This is a genomic window from Streptosporangium sp. NPDC000509 (assembly GCF_042898365.1).
GTDB lineage: Bacteria > Actinomycetota > Actinomycetes > Streptosporangiales > Streptosporangiaceae > Streptosporangium.
Map to the genome: position 1 here is coordinate 26,937 of NZ_JBIAYX010000001.1, position 17,754 is coordinate 44,690.

The following is a 17,754-nucleotide window of genomic DNA, read 5'->3' on the forward strand; positions in this document are numbered from 1 at the left end:
CCGTCACCACCGCGTCCCTGCCGCCGACCGCCCGGTTCAGCTCACCGATCGCGATGTCGGGGGGCAGCAGGGCCAGGCCGCGCCTGCGCAGGTAACCGGCCATGCCCCCCTCCGCGGCCATGCCCCCGGCGCCCCCGGCGCCCCCGGCGTTCCCCTGCCCTGCCGTGTCGCCCGCCGCAACCGTGTTTCCCGTCGCGGCAGCGTCCCCCGCGCTGTCCCCCGCGCTGTCTCCTGCGCTGTCCCTCGCGAGGTCCCCCGCGACGGCCATCCCCGCTTCCGCCCACGCGCCCCAGGCCACCGACGTCGCAGCGAGACCTCGCGCGTGCCGGTGCTCGGCCAGCGCGTCGAGGTAGGCGTTGGCCGCCGCGTAGGCGCCCTGCCCCGCGCTGCCCCACACCCCGGCGATCGAGGAGAACAGCACGAAGAAGTGGAGCTCGCGATCCCCGAGCAGGTCGTCCAGGTTGGCGGCACCGGCCACCTTCGCCGTCGTCACCTCGGCGAGGGACGCGACGTCCGCCCGCTCAAGGGGGGCGACGGCCTGCCCCACCCCGGCCGCGTGGACGACCCCGGTGAGCGGGTGCTCGGCCGGGATCGTGGCCAGCACGGCGGCGAGCGCGTCGCGGTCGGCCACGTCACAGGCGGCGACGCTCACCTCGGCACCCAGCGCGAGCAGCTCGTCGCGCAGCTCCGGCGCCCCGGGGGCGTCCATGCCGCGTCGGCCGGTCAGCACGAGACGCTTGACGCCGCCGCGTACCAGCCACCGCGCGGTGGCCGCGCCGAGGGCGCCGGTCCCACCGGTGATCAGCACCGTGCCACCGGAGCCCAACCCGGCGGGTCCGGAACCCGACACCCCACCGCCGGAACCCGACACGACAGCACCGGAACCCGACGCCGTATCACCGGAACCCGACACGAGGGCATCGGAACCCGACGCCGCACCGCCGGAACCCCGCACGGCGGCACCGGTCGAACCGGTCTGGCCGAACGCGGCGGGGTGACGCCGCAACCGCCGCCCGAACACGCCCGACGCCCGCACCGCCACCTGGTCCTCGCCGTCCAGGCCCGCCAGCACGCTCGCCAGCCCCTGGGCGCAACGCCCCTCGACGACCTCGGGCAGGTCGACCAGACCGCCCCAGCGCTCCGGATGCTCCAGGGCCGCGACCCGGCCCATGCCCCACACCTGCGCCTGCACAGGACGGGTCACCCGATCGCCGGGAGCCGCGGACACGGCGCCACGGGTGACACACCACAGCGGCGCATCGATCTCCGCGTCGCCGAGCGCCCTCAGGAGCACGACCGTGAGCGCGAGACCGCTCGGCACCGCCCCGCCGTCCGCGACGGGCGCCTCCGCGAGCGCGAGCATCGACGCCACACCGGAGATCTCGTCCGGCTCCCCGAGCCGGACCGCGAGCGACGCGGGGTCGGTGTCCGTCCCCTCCAGCACGAGCCGCTCCACCCGCGCCCCGTGACCCTCCAGCGCGGCCACCACGTCGCCGTCCTGAATCCCGTCGGTGGTCACGACCAGCCAGGTGCCCGCCAGCACGGCGAGAGGGGGCGTACGGCGGGGCTTCCACTCCACCCGGTAGCGCCAGGAGTCGAGCGTCGCCGCCTCGCTCCGGCTCCGCCGCCACGACGACAGGGCCGGGAGCAGGGCGTCCAGCGAGGAGGCGTGCTCGTCGCGCAGGCCGAGGATCGCGGCCACGTCCCCGGCGTCACCGCGCCCGACCGCGTCCCAGAGCCGCGCGTCGGCCGGATCGGCGACCGCCTCGTTCGGGACGGGCGGCGGCTCCGGCCAGAACGACTCGTGCTGGAACGCGTACGTCGGCAGGTCCACCCGGCGGGCGCCGCGCAGCAGGACCGGCCAGTCGACGCGCACGCCGTTCACGTGCAGCTCGGCCAGCGCGGTCATGACCGCGGCGCCCTCGCCGCGGTCGCCGCGCAGCACGGGCAGCAGCAGCGCCTCCGCCTCCTCGGGGAGGGCGTCCTGGGCCATCGCGGTCAGCACGCCGTCCGGCCCGATCTCCAGGAACGCGGTCACGCCCGTCCCGTGCAGTTCCCGCACGCCGTCGCGGAACCGGACGGTCTCCCGCACGTGCCGCACCCAGTAGTCGGGGGAGCACACCTCGTCCGTGACGAACCCGCCGGTCACGTTGGAGATCATCGGGATCCGAGGGGGTGCGTACGACACCGTCTCAGCGACCGCCCTGAACTCCGCGAGCATCGGCTCCATCAACGGGGAGTGGAACGCGTGCGACACCCGCAGCCGCTTGGTCCTGCGCTCCTGGGCGGCCAACCCGGCGGCCACCTCCAGCACCGCGGCCTCGACCCCGGAGATCACCACCGACGCGGGGCCGTTCACCGCCGCGACGGACACCTCGTCCTCGCGCCCGGCCAGCGCCTGACGGATCTCCTCCTCACTCGCCTGGATCGCCACCATCGCGCCACCGGCGGGGAGCGCCTGCATCAACCGGCCCCGCGCGGCGACCAGCGCGCAGGCGTCCTCCAGTGTCAGCACCCCGGCGACGTGCGCCGCGGCGAGTTCCCCGATCGAGTGCCCCGCCAGCGCGGCCGGGCGTACGCCCCACGACTCCACCAGCCGGTACAGCGCGACCTCAAGGGCGAAAAGCGCCGGTTGCGTGTACGCCGTGCGGTCGAGCAGTTCGGCGTCGAAGAAGAGCGCCTCCCGCAGCGGCCGGTCCAGGTGCGGACTCATCCGGGGGGCCAGCGCCGCGAGCACGCCTTCGAGCGCCTCGGCGAACACCGGGAACCGTTCGTAGGTCTCCAGGCCCATGCCCACTCGCTGGGCGCCCTGGCCGGTGAACAGGAACGCCGGCCTCAGATCGTCCTTGGCCTGGCCTCGTACGACTCCCGGCGCGGTCAGGCCGCCGGCCAGCGCACGCAACCCGGCCAGCGCTCCGGCGTGGTCCTCGGCCCGCACGACGGCCCGGTGCTCGAAGAGGGAACGGGTGGTCACCAGCGAGAACGCGATATCGGCGAGGGACGCCTCGGGACGGCCTTCCAGGTGGGACAGCAGCCGCGCGGCCTGCGCCCGCACCGCCCCCTCCGTCCTGCCGGAGACCGGCAGCGGCAGCGGCAGGCCCGTCGTCGGCGACCCGGCGGCCGAGGGCGTCTCCCCCTCGGCCGACGGGGTCACCTCGGCGCCGTCCTGTTCGACGCCCTGCTCGATGATGAGGTGGGCGTTGGTGCCGCTGAAGCCGAACGACGACACCGCGGCCCGGCGCGGGTGACCCGTCTCGGGCCACTCCCGCGCCTCGGCCAGCAGCTCCACCGCACCCGCGGCCCAGTCCACGTGCGAGGACGGCGCGTCGACGTGCAGGGTCCTGGGCGCGACGCCGTGCCGCATCCCCATGATCATCTTGATCACGCCCGCGACACCGGCGGCCGCCTGCGTGTGGCCGATGTTCGACTTGATCGACCCCAGCAGCAGCGGCCGGTCCTGCGGCCGGTCCTGGCCGTAGGTGGCGAGCAGCGCCTGCGCCTCGATCGGGTCACCCAAGGTGGTGCCGGTCCCGTGCCCCTCCACCACGTCCACCTCGGACGCCGACAGTCGAGCTCCGGCCAGGGCCTGACGGATCACCCGCCGCTGCGAGGGGCCGTTCGGCGCGGTCAGCCCGTTGGACGCGCCGTCCTGGTTCACCGCCGAGCCCCGTACCACCGCCAGCACGTCGTGGCCGTTGCGCCGGGCGTCCGACAGGCGCTCAAGCACCAGCACCCCGACGCCCTCGGCCCAGCTCACGCCGTCCGCACCGTCCGCGAACGACTTGCATCGCCCGTCGGCGGACAGCCCTCGCTGCCGGGAGAACTCCACGAAGGCCCCGGGCGTGGCCATCACGGTCACACCGCCGGCCAGGGCGAGCTCGCACTCCCCCGAAAGCAGTGCCTGTGCGGCCAGATGCACCGCGACCAGCGAGGACGAGCAGGCCGTGTCGACCGTCACCGCCGGACCCTCCAGGCCCAGCGTGTAGGACACCCGGCCGGAGACGACGCTCGCGGCGGTCCCGGTACCCCGATAGCCCTCGAACTCGCCCGCGCCCAGGATCCCGCTGTAGTCGGTGTACATCACCCCGGCGAACACGCCCGTCCGGCTGCCCCGGAGCGTGGCCGGGTCGATTCCCGCCCGTTCGACGGCCTCCCAGGAGGTCTCCAGCAACAGGCGCTGCTGCGCGTCCGTCGCGAGCGCCTCCCGCGGGCTCATCCCGAAGAAGTCCGCGTCGAACTCCGCCGCGTCGTGCAGGAAGCCGCCCTGTCTGGTGTACGAGCTGCCCGCGTGGTCGGCGTCCGGGTGGTAGAGCGCCTCCAGGTCCCAGCCGCGGTTGACCGGGAATCCCGTGATCGCGTCTTGGCCCTCCGCCACCAACCGCCACAGGTCCTCCGGCGAGGTGACGCCACCCGGATAGCGGCAGCCCATCCCGACGATCACGACCGGGTCGTCGGCGACCGGCGCGATCGTGGCCGGGACGGCGACGTCCCGCTCGCCCAGCGCCTCCTCCAGCAGGAACTCGGCCAGCACGGCGGGCGTGGGATGGTCGAAGACCAGCGTGGCCGGCAGGCGCAGCCCGGTCACCGTGTTCAGCCGATTGCGCAACTCCACCGCGGTCAGGCTGTCGAAGCCCAGCTCCCGAAACTCCCGCCGGACGTCCACCGCCTTCGGCGAGGTGTGCCCCAGCACCAGTGCCACCTCGGTACGCACCAGGTCCACCAGGAGCCGGACCCGCTCGGCGGGCTCCACCCCGATCAGCCGTCCCACCAGCGCGCCGTCACCGGCCACGGCCGACGCCATCCCGGACACCGCCGACCTGCGGACCCCCCGCACCAGCCCGCGCAGCAGGTGCGGCACCTCACCACCCGCCCGCACCACCGCCAGATCCAACCGCACCGGCACCACAGCCGGCCCACCGGAACCGATCGCCGCCTCGAACAACACCACACCCTGCTCCGGCGTGATCGCCGACATCCCCGCACGCGTCAACCGACGCGCCTGAACCTCGTCCAACCCCCCCGTCATCCCCGCGTCCTGCTCCCACGGACCCCACCCCAACGACAACCCGGCCAGCCCCAGCCCGCGCCGATACTCCGCCAACGCGTCCAAGAACGCGTTGCCCGCCGCGTAATTGCCCTGCCCCGCCCCACCGAACGTCCCCGCCACCGACGAGAACACGATGAAATCGGCCAGATCCTGGTCTTGGGTCAGCTCGTGCAGATGCCACGCCGCATCCACCTTCGGCCGCAACACCACATCCAACCGCTCCGCCGTCAACGACGGAATCGTCCCGTCATCCAGCACACCCGCGGTATGGATCACCGCCGTCAACGGGTGTTCCTCCGGCACCCCGGCCAGCAGCGCCGCCACCTGATCGCGATCGGCCACATCACACGCCGCGACCGTGACCTCGACCCCGTGCGCGATCAACTCCGCCTGCAACTCCACCGCACCCGGAGCGTCCAACCCCCGGCGGCCGGCCAGCAGCAGACGCCGCACCCCACGCTCGGCCACCACATGCCGCGCGAACAAACCCCCCAGACCACCCGTACCACCAGTGATCAACACCGTCCCCTCCGGATCCCAGACCCGGCCCTCACCCAGATCAGAACCACCGACCAGAACAGAACCACCCCCCTCGCCGAGGCCGGAGCCATCCGCGAGGCCACCCCCACCCCCGAAACCGGAGGCGGAGCCGGGCGTCACCCGCGCCAGGCGCGGTACCCGCACCTCACCCCCGCGCACCGCCACCTGCGGCTCACCCGAGGCCAACACCCCCGCCAACACCGACGACGACAACTCCTCGTCCACATCCACCAGCACGAACCGGCCAGGATTCTCCACCTGCGCAGAACGCACCAACCCCCACACCGCCGCAGCCCCCAGATCCGCGACCACCTCACCCTCCCCAACCGCCACCGCACCCCGCGACACCACCACCAACCGCGAACCCCCACACCGCTCATCGGCCAACCACCCCTGCACCAACCCCAGAACACGAACCGCCAAAGCACGCACCGCCCCCACCACCGCGCCCGCCTGATCCGAGACCGCCTCGGTCACCACCGCGTCCGGCACCGGCCCCGCCACCAGCGAGGACAGATCCTCATGAGCCGGAATCGCCTGCCCGGCCACCCGCCATGCCTCGGCGAAACCCAGCACGTCCGGGCCGAGCACCGCCACCGGTGACACCTCACCCGAAGAGGGCTCCGCCACCGGCGTCCACTCCACCCCGAACAGCGCCTCCCGCTCGACTCCCCCGCTCTGGAAGGCCGCGCCAAGCCGGTCGGACGGGATCGGGCGCAGCACCAGTGAGCGCACCGACAGCACCGGCTCCCCGACCACGTCCACCGCGCTCAACGACAGCTCACCATCACCCACCCACGCCAACCGCACCCGCAGCACCGACGCCCCACCCGCGTGCAGACACACCCCACCCCACGAGAACGGCAACCGCACACCCTCAAAACCATCCAGATCAGCGAAAGCCACCACATGCAACGCCGCGTCCAGCAACGCCGGATGCACCCCGAAACCACCCGCATCGGCGACCCGATCAGGCAACACCACCTCGGCGAACAGCGCACCGTCCACGTCCCGCCACGCCGCCCGCACCCCCTGGAACACCGGCCCGTAATTCAACCCACTGCCGGCCAGCCGCTCGTACAACCCGTCCACCTCGACCACCGACGCACCCCTCGGCGGCCACACCCCACCCTCGAAAGCCTCGAACTCCTCCCCGGCCCGGCCACCGGCCGCCGCACCGTTACTTCCCGCGCCGATCCCCCCACCGGCCAGCACACCACTCGCGTGCCGTACCCAGGCGTCGTGTTCACCGGCCCCCGCAGGCCGAGCATGAACACTCACCTCACGCCGACCCACCCCATCCGCAGCCCCCACCCGCACCTGCACCGCCACCGCATCGTCCTCACCCAGCACCAACGGCGCGGTCAAAGTCAACTCTTCGACCAGGTCACACCCAACCTCATCCCCCGCCCGCACCACCAACTCCAAAAACCCCGTACCCGGAAAAATCACCATCCCGCCCACCACATGATCCGCCAACCACGGATGCGACCCCAACGAGACACGACCCGTCAACAACGCCTCATCACTGTCGGCCAACCCCATGACCGCACCCAGCAGCGGATGCCGGGCAGCCGTCAGGCCGAGTCCTCGGGCATCCCCGGCCGAGGTCGGGTTCGGCCAGTACCGCTCGCGCTGGAAGGCGTACGTCGGCACCTCCACCCGGCGGGCGCCGGGGAAAACCGCCTGCCACTCCACCGGCACCCCACGCACGTGCAGGGCCGTCAGCGCCGACATGACCGCCGTTCGCTCGTCGCGTCCCCCACGCAGTACCGGCACCAGCACCGCGTCCGCCTCCCCTTCGGGGTCCGTGGCGCGCAGGGGCGAATCCGGCGTCGAGTCGGTGTCACGCGAGTCCGGACTCGCGGCGAGGGTGTCGGCGGCCATCGCGGTGAGCACCCCGTCGGGGCCCAGCTCCAGATACGCCCGAACCCCCTGGCCGTGCAGCGTACGGACGGCGTCGGAGAAACGGACCGCACCACGCACCTGCTCCACCCAGTACTCCGGCGAACACAGCCGCTCGGCCGTCGCCTGCTCCCCGGTGAGCGTGGACACGATCGGGATCTCCGGCGGGCTGAAGGAGAGCGACCCGGCCACCGCCCGGAACTCCTCCAGCATCGGATCCATCAACGGCGAATGGAACGCGTGCGACACCCGCAACCGCTTCGCCCTGATCCCCCGCTCCTCCAGAGCCGCGGCCACCTCAAGCACCGCCTCCTCAACCCCGGAGACCACCACAGACGCGGGACCGTTCACAGCGGCGACCGACACCTGCTCCTCACGTCCGGCCAGCAGTTCGGCGACCTGCTCCTCGGAGGCCCGCACCGACACCATCGCCCCACCGGAGGGAAGCGCCTGCATCAACCGCGCCCGCGCCGCCACCAACACGCACGCGTCCTTCAGCGACAACACCTCGGCCACATGAGCCGCTGTGATCTCCCCGACCGAGTGACCGGCCAGCACGTTCGGACGTACCCCCCACGAGGACACCAGCCGGAACAGCGCGGTCTCCACCGCGAACAGAGCCGGCTGCGCCCACCCCGTCCGATCCAGCACCTCAGCCTCAGCCGACCCCGGCTCGGCGAACACCACCTCACGCAACGAGCCCTCAAGCAGCGGATCCAGCTCCGCGACCACCTCGTCCAACGCCGCCGCGAACACCGGGAACCGGTCGTACAGCTCACGGCCCATCCCGGCCCGCTGGCTCCCCTGACCGGTGAACAACACCGCCAGCTTGGCCTGCCTGCCGTGGCCCTTGATCACACCGGCGGCGCCGCCGTCCGCGAGCGACGTCAGCCCCGCTCGCAGTTCGGCGTGATCGGCGGCGAGGACCCCCGCTCGATGCTCGAACGCCGACCGCGTCGTGGCCAGCGAGAACGCCAGGTCGTCCAGCGACGTCCCGGGCGCACCGTCCACATGGGCGAGCAGGCGCACGGCCTGGGCCCGCAGCGCCTCGTCGGTCCGGCCCGACAGCAGCACAGGCACCACGCCCGCGGGTGTCCTGTCGGCCGCGGGCGCGTCCGTTTCAGACTCCGGCGCCTCCTCCAGCACCACGTGGGCGTTGGTGCCGCTCACCCCGAAGGAGGACACCCCCGCCCGGTGCGGCTGCCCGGTCTCGGGCCAGGACCGCTGCTCGGTCAGCAGCTCCAGCGTGCCCGCGGACCAGTCCACCCGCGACGAGGGGGCGTCGACGTGCAGTGTCTTCGGCAGCACCCCGTGCCGCATCGCGAGCACCATCTTGATCACACCGGCCACACCGGCGGCGGCCTGCGTGTGACCGATGTTCGACTTCACCGACCCCAGCAGCAGGGGTCGTTCCCTGTCCTCGCCGAACGTGGAGATCAACGCCTCGGTCTCGATCGGGTCGCCCAGCGTCGTACCGGTCCCGTGTCCCTCCACCACGTCGATGTCCGCCGCCGACAGCCGCGCGTTCGCCAGGGCATCACGGATCACCCGCTGCTGTGAGGGGCCGTTCGGCGCGGTCAGGCCGTTGGAGGCGCCGTCCTGGTTCACCGCGGAACCACGGATGACCGCGAGCACCTCGTGCCCGTTGCGCCGGGCGTCCGACAGCAGTTCCAGCACCAGCACGCCCACGCCCTCGGACCAGCCCGTGCCGTCGGCGCTGTCGGCGTACGCCCTGCACCGCCCGCTGGGCGACAGACCGCCCTGGCGGTTGAACTCGATGAAGGTGCTGGGCGTCGACATGACCGTCACACCGCCCGCGAGCGCGAGGGTGCACTCGCCCGTCCGCAGCGAGTGCGCGGCCCAGTGCAGCGCGACCAGCGAGGACGAGCAGGCCGTGTCCACCGTCACCGCCGGGCCGACCAGACCGAGCGTGTACGACAACCTGCCGGACATCACGCTGTTCGCCGTACCGGTGAGCCCGAAGGCGTCGATGTCGTGCGGCAGGGTGTCGCGGTAGTCGGGGGACATCGCGCCGATGAAGGCGCCCGTCTGGCTGCCCCGCAGCGCGATCGGGTCGATGCCCGCTCTCTCGACGGCCTCCCAGGTGGCTTCGAGCAGCAGCCTCTGCTGCGGATCCATGCCCAGCGCCTCCCGGGGGGAGATGCCGAAGAAGCCGGCGTCGAACTCCGCCGCGTCGCGCAGGAAACCACCGGACAGCGACGGCGGTACGGCGCCGCCGTACTCGTCGCGGAGCCGGTCGAGGTCCCAGCCGCGGTCGGCGGGCGGCTCGGATATCGGGTCACCGCCCTCGGAGAGCAGCCGCCACAGGTCCTCGGGCGAGGCCACACCGCCCGGGTAGCGGCAGGTCATCCCGATGATCGCGATCGGCTGCTGGTTCTGTTCCTCAAGATCGTGGACGCGTTGACGGGTGCGCCGGAGATCGGTGGTCGCCCGCTTGAGGTATTCCCGGAGTTTCGCTTCGTTGTCCATATCAGCTCAACCCTTTTCAACGACCAGCACGAACTCATCAACTCGCCGGGACCCGGATGCCTCGCAACCGAGTTCGGCGATCACAGCACCGCCGGACGGACCACACCGGCCGCGGTCGAGTCCACAGGCTCCGCCAACATCGGATCAGTCTCGGCTCCGCGCTCCCCGAAAATCATTAGTAACTCCGGCGCCGAGAGTGGGAAAAAGACCAGCGAGCCGGGCCGTACACTCGCGCAATGGCCGGTCAGCTGCACGTCACAGCAGAGTTGTCGGAGTACGTTCGGCGGATGTCGCTGCGGGAGGACGAGATCCTGCGTTCCCTGCGCGAGGAGACCGCCGCCCTGCCCGCGGGCAGGGCGATGCAGGTGATGGCCGAGGAGGGGCAGCTGTTGACGCTGCTCGCCCGGCTCGTCGGCGCGCGGACCGTGCTGGAGGTCGGCACCTTCACCGGTTACAGCACGTTGTGCCTGGCCCGCGCGGTCGCTCCCGAGGGGCGCGTCATCACCTGCGACATCACCGAGCGGTGGCCCCGTGTCGGAATGCCCCACTGGCGCCGGGCCGGTGTGCTCGACCGGATCGACCTGCGGATCGGCGACGCCTCGGACACCCTCGCCGCGCTCCTGCTCGACGAGGGGCCGGGCTCGGTGGACCTCGTGTTCATCGACGCGGACAAGCCCGGCTACCCGAAGTACTACGAGGCCGCCCTGCCACTGCTCAGGGAGAACGGGCTGATCGTGGTGGACAACACCCTGTTCTTCGGCAAGGTCGTCGACCCCGGGGCGCGGGACGCGGACACCGAGGCCATCCGCGGGTTCAACGCCCTCCTCGCGGAGGACCGCCGGGTGGACATCTCACTGCTGCCGATGGCGGACGGCATCACCCTGGTGCGCAAGCGGGGAGCGGCCGAACCGCCCTGCTAGACGACGGGTGAGGGGCTGCGCAGATCGAAGGGCCGGGTGCCTGACGAGGTCCCGAGGGTCCCGAGGTCGCACGCGACGAGGGTCATGGTGGTGGGCGCGCCCTGCGGTGCCGGGACGAGGTGGAGTCGCTCCAGGCCGCTCACCCCGGAGGCGGGCAGCCTCCCGACGCACGGGCACTTCCCTTCGGTGAATCCGCTGAACCGGTAGGCGATCTCCATCATCCGGTTGCGGTCGGTGCGGCGGAAGTCGGCCACCAGGTGCGCGTCCGCGCGGGCGGCCTGGTCGATCAGCCAGCGCAGGATCACCGTGCCCGCGCCGAAGGACACGACCCGGCAGGAGGTGGCGAGCAGCTTCAGATGCCAGGTCCTGCGGCCCAGCTCCAGCAGGATGACCCCGACCGCCCCGTGCGGCCCGAAACGGTCGCTCAACGAGGTGACCAGGACGCGGTGCCCGGGATCGTCGAGCAGCCGCTCCAGCGTCTCCCGCGAGTAGTGCACGCCGGTGGCGTTCATCTGGCTGGTGCGCAGGGTCAGCTCCTCGACGCGGGCGAGGTGTTCGGCCGTGGCGTGCTCGATGTGCATCACCAGGCCGAGCGAGCGGATGAACTCCTCGTCGGGACCGGTGAAGCCGGACTTCGCGGCCTGCCGGCGGAACCCCGCCTGGTACATCAGCCGTCGGCTTCTGGCGTCCTCGGTCACCGTCTCCGGGCTGAACTCCGGCAGCCCGGCCAGCTCGGCGACGTGTTCGGCGGAGTAGCACCGTACGTCGGGAAGGTGGAACGTCACCTCGGCCCGTTCGGCGGCCTGGTCGTCGATGAACGCGATCGTGTCGAGGGCGAACCGCAGTTCCTCCGCGATCTGCCGGATCGAGTCGGACTTGGGCGACCAGCCGATGTGGGGCAGCACGAAGTACTCGGCGACGCCGAGCGCCTCGAGCTTCGCCCAGGCGTGGTCGTGGTCGTTCTTGCTCGCGACGGACTGCAGGATGCCCCGGGAGTCGAGCACCCGGATGAGTTCACGGATGGAGTCGGGCAGGCGGATCTCGTCGTTCTCCAGCAGGGTTCCCTGCCACAGCGTGTTGTCCAGGTCCCATACCAGGCATTTCACCACCGAGGTCTTGTCGGGCACCTGTCCTCCTCGTCTTGGTCAGTGTGACTGTGCGACGGCGTGCTGGGCGAGAATGAGCTGGCAGATCTCGCTGCTGCCCTCGATGAGCTCCATGAGCTTCGCGTCCCGGTAGGCCCGCGCCACCACATGGCCGTCCTGCGCCCCCGCCGACGCCAGCACCTGCACGGCCGCCGCCGCACCGCGTGCGGCCTCGGTCGAGCCGATGTACTTGGCCAGGACCGTCGCGATCACCATCTCCGGCGATCTCTCGTCCCAGCAGCGGCTCGCGTGCTCGCAGACCCGGGTCGCCGCCTGCTCCGCCGCCATGAGCTCGGCGAGGTGGCGGGCGACGAGCTGGTGTTCGGCGAGGGGCCGGCCGAACTGCCTGCGGGTTCCCGCGTGCGAGCCCGCCGCCAGGAGACAGGCCCGCAGGATCCCGACACAGCCCCAGGCCACCGATATCCGGCCGTAGGACAGGGCCGTGGTGACCAGCAGCTGGAGCTGCTGGCCGCCGCCCCCGAGCACCGCGCTCGCCGGAAGGCGTACGGCGTCGAGGTCGACGTCGGCGTGCCCGGCGGCCCGGCAGCCGCTGGGGTTGGGCACCGGGCGTACGGTGACCCCCGGGGTCTCGGCGGGGACGACGACGGCGGCGCCCTCGTCCCCGTACCGTCCGAAGACGACGATCAGGTCGGCGTAGCGTGCGACGGTGGTCCACGTCTTTCGCCCGTCGACCACCACCGTGTCACCGTCGGCACGTATCCGGGTGGTCAGCGCCGTCACATCGCTGCCGGCCTCGCGCTCGCTGAAGGCGACGGCGGCCAGCTCGCCGCCGGTCAGCCTCGGGAGGTACTCCTGGCGCTGGCGGGCGTCACCGAGCCGCTGGATCGTCCACGCCGCCATGCCCTGCGACGTCATCACGCTGCGCAGGGAACTGCACAGGCTGCCCACGTGCGCGGTGAGGGCCCCGTTCTCCGAGCTGTTCGCGCCGACGCCGCCGTACGCGGGCGGCACCTCGGCGCAGAGCAGGCCCAGCTTGCCGAGGGTCCGCAGCGTCTCGGTGGGAAGGAGACCTTCGAGGTCCCATTCCGCCGCCTGGTCGCCGACCAGGTCGGTGACTCCTTGGCGCGCCTGGGCGAGCCATTCAGGCATGGTCCGCCACCGGTGTGTCCAGCAGCCGAAGGACGAGGGAGGCCATCCGCTCGACGGTGCGGAAGTTGTCCAGCTTCAGGTCCTCGCCGAGGATGGCGATGCCGTACCTCTGCTCCAGGTGGACGACCAACTCCATGGCGAACATCGAGTTGACGAGCCCGGAGGCGAACAGGTCTCTATCGACGGCGACCTCCGTTTTGATCCGCTCCTGGAGGAAGTCGAGGATCTGCCTCCGGATGGTGTCGGGGGTCGGCTGAAGCGTCTCTTCTGGGTGCGTGTTCACGAAAGCACCTTCTCGTAGTCGTAGAAGCCCTTACCGGATTTACGCCCAAGGTGGCCCATCGCCACCTTCTCCAGCAGGAGTTCACAGGGCTGGAAGCTCGCGTCGCCGGTGCGCTCCCACAGGGCTCGCAGCGCGTCGACCAGGTTGTCCAGCCCGATCAGGTCGGCCGTGCGCAGGGGCCCCGTGGGGTGTCCGAGGCAGCCTCGCATCAGGTCGTCCACCGACTCGGCGCTGGTCACACCGGCCGCGACGATCCGTGCCGCCTCGTTGATCATCGGGTGGAGCAGCCTGCTCGTGACGAATCCCGGAGCGTCCCGCACGACGATCCCGCGGCGCCCCATCCGGGCCAGCAGTCCGGTGACCGCGGTCATCGTCTCGTCGCTCGTCAGGTCGCCTCTGATCACCTCCACCATCGTGATCAGGTAGGCGGGGTTCATGAAGTGGACGCCGACCAGTTCGTCCGGGCGGGCGGTGAACCTGCCCAGTTCCCCGATCGGGATGCCGGAGGTGTTGGAGATCAGCGGGGTGCCGGCCCTGAGCAGCTGTGACGTCTCGCCCAGCACCTTCGCCTTGATCTCGGCGTCCTCGACGACGGCCTCGACGACCGCGGTGGCGCCGGCGACGGCCGCGGGGTCCGTGGTCGTCGTCAGCTCGGCCGGTCGAGGTCCCGCTCCCTTCGCCGGCACCGAGCCCATCAGCCGCGCGTGCCGGAGCTGGAGGTCGACGCGGTGCCGGGCGTCGGCGAGCTTGTCCTCCGACACGTCGACGAGCACGACCGGAATACCGTGGCCGATCGCCACGACCGCGATCCCCGTGCCCATCACCCCGGCCCCCAGGACCCCCAGCCGGGCATCTTCCACTTCGTTCATCCCTGAGCCTCACATAGCGGTTCGAGTTTGCCTTTCCCGTGCCTCACGGACCGCCTCTCTCCGATGCGCCGGGCTTGAGAGGCGGCCGTGAACTCACCAGCTCGACGCGAGGATGAGGTCTCCGAAGTCCCGCTCGCGCGAGGCGTGCTGGAGATCGGACTCCACCATCATGTGCATCAGCTGCTCGAAGCTCACGGTGGGTTCCCAGCCGAGCTCGATCCGGGCGCGGCTCGGGTCGGCGCAGAGAGTCTCCACCTCCGCGGGACGCACCAGCGCCGGGTCGACGACGACGTGGTCGCGCCAGTCCAGTCCCACGTACTCGAAGGCCATCTGTACGGCGTCGCGCACCGAGTGCATGTGCCCGGTGCCCACCACGTAGTCGGTGGGCTCGTCCTGCTGCAACATGAGGTGCATCGCCCTGACGTAGTCGCCGGCGAAGCCCCAGTCGCGGACCGCGTCGAGGTTTCCGAGATACAGCTTCTCCTGCAGGCCGAGTTTGATCTGGGCGACCCCCAGCGAGATCTTCCTGGTCACGAACTCCGTGCCCCGGCGGGGCGACTCGTGGTTGAACAGGATCCCGGAAACGCCGTACATGTCGAACGACTCGCGATAGTTCCGGGTGATGAAATGGCCATATGTCTTCGCGACCCCGTAGGGGCTGCGCGGATGAAAGATCGTCGTCTCGTGCTGCGGGCTCTCCGCGACCTTGCCGAACATCTCCGAGGACGAGGCCTGGTAGAAGCGGATCTGGCCGCTGTTGCCGTCACGTGACTTGTCCAGCCCGCATACCAGGCGGATCGCCTCCAGCATCCGGAGCACGCCCATGCCGTTGACCTCGGTGGTCAGCTCGGCCTGGTCCCAGGACATCGGGACGAAGGAGATCGCCGCGAGATTGTACACCTCGTCGGGTTGCACCTTGTCCACCGCGCTCACCAGGCTCCCCTCGTCCAGCAGATCGCCGTTGACGAATGACAGATCGCTGACAAGGCGGCTGACACGGGATTTCCGGGGATTCGCCTGGCCTCTGATCAACCCCCAAACCTGGTAGCCCAGGGACAGTAGATGCTCAGCCAGATAAGAGCCGTCTTGACCGGTGATACCGGTGATCAGCGCGCGCCTGGACATGCACTTTCCTTTCAGCACCGCGAACAGATTCCGACCGGACACCGTCGCGACCGCGAAGACGCCGACGGCGTGCCCACAGCGGGAATCGAGTCCGTCGGGCCGGCGGACCGCCGGCCCGTGACCGAGGGAGTTCTTCCGGGTGTCAGGTGATCGGCGGTGACAGTGGCCTGCCACCAGAGTCGAGAAGGCCGGGAAACGCCGCGGAATTACCGGACTCCAGGGATTCCTGGGACTTCTGGGACTTTAGAGACTGGAGGGCTCACCGCGAACTCCCACGGAACCGTCGGCGAGAGCGTGATCGGGCACCAGGGCCATCCGGTCGGCGAGATCGGCGGCCCGGTGCCGGAGGCGCTACTCCTCGACCCAGCCGTGTGTCTGGGCGAGGCCGACGAGGCATCGGCGGACGCCCAGCAGCTGTTCCGCCGTCATCGTCGGCACGGCCACGAGCAGGGCTTCCGTGATCTCCTGCGTCATTTCCCCGACGGAGAGCACGTCACAGAAACCGGCGTCGTTGCCCTGGCGGTCGGCGGCGGAGACAGCCGGTGCCGGTGCCGCCGACCCGATCGACGCGGGCGTCGGCGCGGGTCTCGGCACGGCGGGCGGAGCCGACGGAGACGGTGAGGACGACAGGGACGGCGAGGGCGGCGAGGACAGGGCGGCCTTCGGTGCGGCAGGCCTGTCGAGTACGCGGACCTGGGACGCCTTCAGTCCCTTTCCGCCGTTCTCGACCCTGAATTCGACCCTCGTGTCGATCGAGAGGAGACGCTTGTCGCTGTTCAGGTCGTTGACGTGCATGAAAACGTCTTCGCCACCCGAGTCGGGGGCGATGAAACCGAATCCGCGAAATTCATCGAAGCTGACGAGCTTACCCGTTACCACCACACCGCACCTCACCAGAGCCACGTTTTCCCGAAATGGGTACATCTTGCTCGGAGAATCGTTTTCGGTAACCACGGAAACCCATTCCCGGTTCGGGTGGGAGCGCGACCACGGTTATCCCGCACACGATTTACCGCTCACTTCCAAAATTGTCGAGTATGTTTACTCGGCTATCTTGGTACGCTCGGACCACTGGAAGACCGGAAGGTTCTCCCCGTCGACCGTAAGAAATTCACCGTTGTGCACGAAGTGCTCGTATCCCGCACCGGAGAGAATCTTCACCTTCTCCTCCGGGGCGACCATGGTTCGAACGGGGCTTTGACCGGAAAGTCGCTCCGGCCCACCGGATAGCACAATTTTCGCACTGGTCACGATGAAACCTCCCTTGCCGTTCCGGCGGCGCGGCCGTCTCGACGACCACGCGACCGCAGGCCGATTACATGGACTTACTTCACGAATTCGGGCAGAATCCGGGGCGGCCAGGAGCCGAGCCGGAAAATGCCCATGGAGTACGCCTTGGAGACCAGAGCCGGGCGGTTGGTGGCCTTCAGCTTCCGCAGCAGCGTCGTCACGTGATACTCCACGCCACCGCGGCTGAGGTACAGCATCGACGCGAGCTGCACGGTCGACACCCCGGCGGCGACCCCTTCGAGTACCCGCGCCTCCATGCTGCTGAGCAGCCTCTTTTTCCCGGTCAGCAGGTCGTCACGCTGCTCTCGGTCGGGTCGCACCACCACCATGACGCTCTCGACGTGGCCGGCCTCGCCGTGCAGCGCGATCCCGGTGAGCTCACCGCCGAGCACGGTCTGGTCCGGCCGCACGGCGATCACCCGCTCCTCGAAGCGGGCGCGCCGGTGGTCCGTCAGATGGGTGAACTGCTGTCCCAGCTTGTCGCGGACGCTCAGATGGAGCAACTCGCAGAACGCCAGCCCTCGAATGTCCGCCAGGGAACGCCCGAATTGCCGGGTGAATTCGAGATTCGCCTCGATAACCCTGGTAGCGTGGTCGAGATTCGCCACGCAGATTCCCGACTGGTCGAAAAAGGAACGATACTGGTCTATCCCGTCGGCGGGTGGGCCGACTAACCGAAGCCGCCGTTCCTCATCAACCGGAGCGATGCCGATATCAATACTCATCTGATTACCATTCCTCTCCTCCAGCAGACGAGACGATGACCCGATAACTATGGGGTAACGACCAAATCCACTTATTAACATGATATTAATCAGTGCGAAAGCAGGTCAACGTAAGCCCACGACAAACAGTAAAAGACTGTGGTGTGTGAGGCGTCCGGTTCGGACCTTGCGGTGCGGTGGGGCGGTCTCGTTCGGTACCGAACTTCCCTGCGCCCACCCGGCGAAATAGTTCACGTTCCGCACTAAATATCGCGCGTGCGGCCGGGGCCCTCGAAGCGGCGACGGCGGCACACCGCCCGCCGGAA

General features: G+C 70.3%; 10 protein-coding genes (1 of these 10 cut by a window edge). 1 reads left to right on the forward strand and 9 read right to left on the reverse strand.

Annotated features, from left to right (window positions below):
- Positions 1 to 9,982, reverse strand: partial view of a type I polyketide synthase gene (locus ACFY3D_RS00025; protein WP_389972837.1) — the 5' portion only. It extends 19,745 nt beyond the left edge of the window; 9,982 of the gene's 29,727 nt are visible here — the first part of the coding sequence; the start codon lies at positions 9,980 to 9,982; its stop codon lies off the left edge, out of view.
- A gap of 236 nt (positions 9,983 to 10,218) precedes the next feature.
- Between ACFY3D_RS00025 and ACFY3D_RS00030 the strand changes: the two genes are divergently transcribed.
- The gene (locus ACFY3D_RS00030; RefSeq protein WP_389972840.1) at positions 10,219 to 10,902 is read left to right on the forward strand and encodes an O-methyltransferase; all 684 of its coding nucleotides are present in this window, start codon (positions 10,219 to 10,221) and stop codon (positions 10,900 to 10,902) included.
- Here the strand turns inward: ACFY3D_RS00030 and ACFY3D_RS00035 are convergent.
- The 8 genes from ACFY3D_RS00035 to ACFY3D_RS00070 form a co-directional block, all read right to left on the reverse strand.
- Positions 10,899 to 12,029: an HAD-IIIC family phosphatase gene (locus ACFY3D_RS00035; RefSeq protein WP_389768450.1), complete on the reverse strand. Its 1,131-nt coding sequence runs from the start codon at positions 12,027 to 12,029 to the stop codon at positions 10,899 to 10,901. The genes ACFY3D_RS00030 and ACFY3D_RS00035 overlap by 4 nt on opposite strands.
- An 18-nt stretch (positions 12,030 to 12,047) precedes the next feature.
- Positions 12,048 to 13,157 carry an acyl-CoA dehydrogenase family protein gene (locus ACFY3D_RS00040; RefSeq protein ID WP_389972843.1) on the reverse strand — a complete coding sequence of 370 codons (1,110 nt, stop codon included), beginning with the start codon at positions 13,155 to 13,157 and terminating at the stop codon, positions 12,048 to 12,050.
- Entirely contained in the window at positions 13,150 to 13,440 is a 291-nt protein-coding gene (locus tag ACFY3D_RS00045) for an acyl carrier protein (RefSeq protein ID WP_350947117.1), read from the reverse strand. The genes ACFY3D_RS00040 and ACFY3D_RS00045 overlap by 8 nt, the downstream gene beginning before the upstream one ends.
- On the reverse strand, positions 13,437 to 14,309 hold the full coding sequence (locus ACFY3D_RS00050) for a 3-hydroxyacyl-CoA dehydrogenase family protein (protein ID WP_389972846.1): 873 nt from the start codon (positions 14,307 to 14,309) through the stop codon (positions 13,437 to 13,439). Before ACFY3D_RS00050 ends, ACFY3D_RS00045 begins: the two co-directional genes overlap by 4 nt.
- A 93-nt stretch (positions 14,310 to 14,402) precedes the next feature.
- The gene (locus ACFY3D_RS00055; RefSeq protein WP_389972849.1) at positions 14,403 to 15,434 is read right to left on the reverse strand and encodes a GDP-mannose 4,6-dehydratase; all 1,032 of its coding nucleotides are present in this window, start codon (positions 15,432 to 15,434) and stop codon (positions 14,403 to 14,405) included.
- Between the two features lie 351 nt (positions 15,435 to 15,785).
- A complete protein-coding gene (locus ACFY3D_RS00060) occupies positions 15,786 to 16,316 on the reverse strand; it encodes a cold shock domain-containing protein (RefSeq protein ID WP_389972852.1) in 531 nt (176 codons plus the stop codon).
- A gap of 159 nt (positions 16,317 to 16,475) precedes the next feature.
- Entirely contained in the window at positions 16,476 to 16,685 is a 210-nt protein-coding gene (locus ACFY3D_RS00065) for a DUF5988 family protein (RefSeq protein WP_362521194.1), read from the reverse strand.
- Between the two features lie 74 nt (positions 16,686 to 16,759).
- On the reverse strand, positions 16,760 to 17,530 hold the full coding sequence (locus ACFY3D_RS00070; protein WP_389972855.1) for a LuxR C-terminal-related transcriptional regulator: 771 nt from the start codon (positions 17,528 to 17,530) through the stop codon (positions 16,760 to 16,762).
- Positions 17,531 to 17,754: the final 224 nt, after the last annotated feature.

Excerpts from the sequence above, each read along its gene's own strand:
- ACFY3D_RS00030 (WP_389972840.1), top strand. The coding sequence starts at position 10,219 with ATGGCCGGTCAGCTGCACGTCACAGCAGAGTTGTCGGAGTACGTTCGG.
- ACFY3D_RS00070 (WP_389972855.1), bottom strand. The coding sequence starts at position 17,530 with ATGTTAATAAGTGGATTTGGTCGTTACCCCATAGTTATCGGGTCATCG.
- ACFY3D_RS00055 (WP_389972849.1), bottom strand. The coding sequence starts at position 15,434 with ATGTCCAGGCGCGCGCTGATCACCGGTATCACCGGTCAAGACGGCTCT.
- ACFY3D_RS00050 (WP_389972846.1), bottom strand. The coding sequence starts at position 14,309 with ATGAACGAAGTGGAAGATGCCCGGCTGGGGGTCCTGGGGGCCGGGGTG.
- ACFY3D_RS00040 (WP_389972843.1), bottom strand. The coding sequence starts at position 13,157 with ATGCCTGAATGGCTCGCCCAGGCGCGCCAAGGAGTCACCGACCTGGTC.